Origin of the sequence: Xanthovirga aplysinae, assembly GCF_009711365.1 — a bacterium.
GTDB lineage: Bacteria > Bacteroidota > Bacteroidia > Cytophagales > Cyclobacteriaceae > Xanthovirga > Xanthovirga aplysinae.
Map to the genome: position 1 here is coordinate 1 of NZ_SMMB01000785.1, position 3,996 is coordinate 3,996.

5 protein-coding genes are annotated in these 3,996 nt (G+C 35.0%); 3 read left to right on the plus strand and 2 right to left on the minus strand.

Annotation, left to right across the window (positions count from 1 at the left end):
• The 3 genes from E1171_RS05670 to E1171_RS05680 all read left to right on the plus strand — a co-directional run.
• On the plus strand, positions 1-893 hold an 893-nt coding region (locus E1171_RS05670; RefSeq protein WP_155204942.1), incomplete at its 5' end, for a sterol desaturase family protein.
• A gap of 390 nt (positions 894-1,283) precedes the next feature.
• A complete protein-coding gene (locus E1171_RS05675) occupies positions 1,284-2,090 on the plus strand; it encodes an SDR family oxidoreductase (protein WP_155204944.1) in 807 nt (268 codons plus the stop codon).
• Positions 2,091-2,421: 331 nt separating this feature from the next.
• Positions 2,422-2,997, plus strand: a complete 576-nt coding sequence (locus tag E1171_RS05680) for a hypothetical protein (protein ID WP_155204946.1) — start codon at positions 2,422-2,424, stop codon at positions 2,995-2,997.
• A gap of 101 nt (positions 2,998-3,098) precedes the next feature.
• Here the strand turns inward: E1171_RS05680 and E1171_RS05685 are convergent, their stop codons facing one another.
• Both E1171_RS05685 and E1171_RS05690 read right to left on the minus strand, forming a co-directional pair.
• Positions 3,099-3,578, minus strand: coding sequence for an SRPBCC domain-containing protein (locus E1171_RS05685; RefSeq protein ID WP_155204948.1), 480 nt, complete (start codon positions 3,576-3,578; stop codon positions 3,099-3,101).
• Between the two features lie 50 nt (positions 3,579-3,628).
• On the minus strand, positions 3,629-3,996 hold a 368-nt coding region (locus E1171_RS05690), incomplete at its 5' end, for a helix-turn-helix domain-containing protein (RefSeq protein ID WP_155204950.1).

Below are 3,996 nucleotides of genomic sequence, written 5' to 3' on the forward strand. Positions count from 1 at the left end.
TGTACGCCATCCCATTTTTTGTCCTGGCGATAATCCTCGAAATATTTATTGCCAGAAAAAGGGAAAAACATCATGACTGGTTTGAAGTCAAAGATACGGTCAGTAGTCTTACCATGGGTATTGGTAATGTAATTGTTAGCATTCCTGCTAAATTTATTTTTTTGGGAGTGTACCTATATCTCTATGATAATTTCAAATTATGGGATTTAGATTATTCCTGGTGGGTATGGGTATTGGCTTTTTTTGGAGAGGATTTATCCTATTACCTTTTTCATTCCACCAGTCATTTTGTTCGTATTTTTTGGGCCAGTCACGTAAACCATCATTCCTCTCAAAAATATAATTTGGGGACAGCCTTGCGGCAGGAATGGTCAGGAGTTTTTTATGATTTTATTTTTTGGATGTGGCTGGCCGTTATTGGGTTTCCTCCCCTCATGATTTTGACTTTAAGGGGAACCAATTTGCTTTTTCAGTTTTGGATTCATACTGAAGCTGTTGGAAGAATGCCTGGCTGGTTTGAGTTTATTTTTAATACGCCCTCTCACCACAGAGTACATCATTCTTCCGACGTTAAGTATTTGGATAAAAATTTTGCAGGCACACTCGTAATATGGGACAGGATATTTGGTACTTTCAAGGAGGAAGAAGAAAGACCAAATTATGGCTTGACAAAAAATATCAATTCCTATAATCCAATAGTTATAGCTTTTCATGAGTGGAGTGATATTATAAAGGATGTTATGAAACACCCCAGGTATGCCTTTCAATATCTTTTTTATGCTCCTGGATGGAGTCATGACGGTTCCCGGAAAACCACTAAACAATTATTGAAAGAAATGAATACTCAGAAACTTAGTGGCAATAAGGAATTGGTTGAAAGAGAGGAGTATTAGATTAGAGGCAGTTGACTTAACTTTAAAATCTTGATAGTAACCATTAGGGAAATACATACATTTTATAATTGATTTTTCCTTAGGCTTTCAGTAGGAGGGGAGGGGCCATGATTAGGAAAGATTTTTCAAATCTATTTTGATTTATCTAGATTAAGATTTTCCATCTTTTTTCGGGTTGGAGTTAATTTTCTATTTATTAAAAATTGAGTAGGGTTATAGAATCAAACTTTACAAAGCAGAGGGTGAATTTTAAATACTGAACGGCTAAATGTTGTATAATCAAGAGGAAAATCGTAGTTTCTTTTTGATCACCATTAAGTTAAATCTTCTTTCTATTATTTAATTATAGGTAATTAATGGTGCCAAGCAATAAACTAAAAAGGATAAACCATGTCTTCTAAAGTTATTTTAATTACTGGTTCCTCTTCCGGAATTGGGCAAGTGTGTGCGGAATACCTTAGTCAAAGGGGCCATAGAGTTTATGGGACAAGTCGTAAAACTCCCCAGAAAGAAACTCCATACGAGTTGATAAACATGGATGTAAATGATGATGCCTCTGTTAAAAGAGGTATAAGTTACATTATGGAAAAGGAGGGCCTTTTGGATGTGGTGATTAATAATGCTGGATTTGGGATTGCTGGGGCAGTGGAAGACACATCTATTGAAGAAATGAAATTTCAGTTTGAAACAAATTTCTTTGGCGTACTACGGGTATGCAATGAAGTGCTTCCTTTAATGCGAACCCAACAATTCGGGTATATAATAAATATTGGCTCTATTGCAGGGCTTATAGGGGTTCCTTTTCAAGGAGCTTATAGCGCCAGCAAATCAGCTTTGAAGGGTTTGACAGAGGTAATGCGGATGGAAGTGAAGCCTTTTGGTATTCATACAGTCTTAATTGAACCCGGGGATTTTAATACGGGGTTTACAGAGAACCGAATATTGACGAAGTCGTCTCAATCTAATTCTCCATATTCCAAACGTTTTAAAAGTGGTTTGCAAAGTTCCGAAGAAGATGAGTTAAAGGGCTCTGACCCTAAAAAGATCGCTGAACTGTTGGATTATATTATAAACCACCCTTCTCCACGTCCTCAATATAGGGTTGGGCCTATTCTAGAACGATTTGCGGTGCATTTAAGAAAATACATTCCATCAAAGTTATTTGAAAAGATAATTATGAAGAATTATAATGTCTGATAAGTTTAAAAGGATTTTAAATGTTGCTAACTGAAAGCAGCAATTGGAGTTAAAAGTATGGGGTAAGGAATGGGGATGTTGGCATAAAAAATAAAAATAATTTGCAGATCCATTTAATAAGTGGCATAAGGATTGCTTCTTAATTTTCAAGCCTTTAAATCTTGCATTTTTTATTAATTTATCTAGCAAGTGTCCTATTCGTAGGAGAAGGAAGAAAGTAAATTAAGAGATTCCTTATTGTACCTTCAGGTACATGGTCAATTAATATTACTTCTTTTTAAAGGCATTAAACTTTGAGCTTTGATGCTCCAACTTTTTAAATTATAAGACTATGTTAAAGATTAGGGTAAGATCGATGAGGATGTTTTTTCAGCTATTGTCCGTATTAATTGTATTTGTTTTCATTAACGGTTGTAGTAAGGAATCTAAATCAGGGGAAGAAAATTCAGAAGCTACAGCTGATGAGCGGGTAACAAGTGAAATGGGAGGCACAGATGCAGAAGTTATTCAAGATTTAGGGGTTTCTGAACAGGAGGGAGGCTCCCAACAGTCCATTAGTGAAAATGAAGCTTTGCAAGCCTATCTTGAAGGACTTAAGGTAGAATGGAAAGAAGCAGAAAACCCATTGACTGCCACCTTTATTGGAAGTGAAATGGGAGATTATTTTCATTTGGTATTTGAAGATGCCAATGGAAAGCGTTATGATTTTGGCAATGGGAAAAATGAATTAGGTGACATTAGTCTTTTTGATGAAGAGACCCTGGAAAGTAACTCTTCTTTTGTGGGAAAACAGTTTAAAATCAGGTGGGATTGGAAGTTGTCAAGTTTTTCCTGCTGTGAAGGACAGATGAATCCTGTGGAGGCCGAAGTTCCTTCTATTGTTAATATAGAACCATTGAATGAGTAATAGCCTTTAGATGGCTTTTTGACTGATTTTATGGTTTTGTTTGGGAGTATTCCTTCTAGTGTGTAAAATGTACTGGGTAAAAGGAATACTCCCAAAAACTTTCAAAGAACCCTTTTGTTTTCGCTTTTGGTTATTTGATCTGTTATAATTTTTTCCATTAATGGGAAAACCATTTCCCAACCTTTAATCGCTTCCTCATATCGTTTCTTGCCATTTTCCACAGTGGCAAAATCTCCCTGAATTAATCTTAGACGAGTACTATCTTCCGATTTTTCTAAGTTGTATGTTAAATTCACATAATTTTCTGGAACATCTTCAATGCCCATGTTAGGATCTAACATGCTAAAGGTAACTTTTTCACCTTTTAAGATTTCAATGATTTCTCCTTTTACATAAGTCACTTCTTTACCATTTTCTGACTTTCCTTTCCAGGTTATTGAACTTCCTTGCTTCCATTCAGACAAAACTTCACAACCAAACATATATTGTCGGGTCATTTCAGGGTTAGTTAATAAATTCCAAATGCTTTCTTTTGAGGCGGGGAAATCGATTTCTTTGTTTAATATCAGTGTATTGTTCATCTTATTTAGGGATTAAGGAATTAATGATTCAAATATGGTGAGGGATTTATTTATTTTGTTGTACCATTGGGATAATGTCTAATACTTTTGGGAGCTACTCCAAATTCTTTTTTGAAAGCTTTTGAGAAATGTTGAGGAGAACTATATCCTGTTTCAAATGCAATTTCTTTCGCTGATTTATCCGATTCCAAAAGAAGATTTTTGGCTATATTCATTCGAATTTTATGGATATAGCCAAATACAGTAGTGCCAAAAAGCTCTTTAAACCCTTTTTTTAGTTTGTATTCATTGAGTTGAATAAGTTTTGATAATTCCCTTAAGGTAGGTGGGTTTTCTATGCTTTGGGACAAAATTTCCTTTGCTTCAAACAGTTTGTTTTTGTCTGTTGTAGTTTTAATGAAATTTTGTGTGGATTTCT

Coding starts and splice junctions, on each gene's coding strand:
- E1171_RS05675 (WP_155204944.1), top strand. CDS start 1,284: ATGTCTTCTAAAGTTATTTTAATTACTGGTTCCTCTTCCGGAATTGGG.
- E1171_RS05680 (WP_155204946.1), top strand. CDS start 2,422: ATGTTAAAGATTAGGGTAAGATCGATGAGGATGTTTTTTCAGCTATTG.
- E1171_RS05685 (WP_155204948.1), bottom strand. CDS start 3,578: ATGAACAATACACTGATATTAAACAAAGAAATCGATTTCCCCGCCTCA.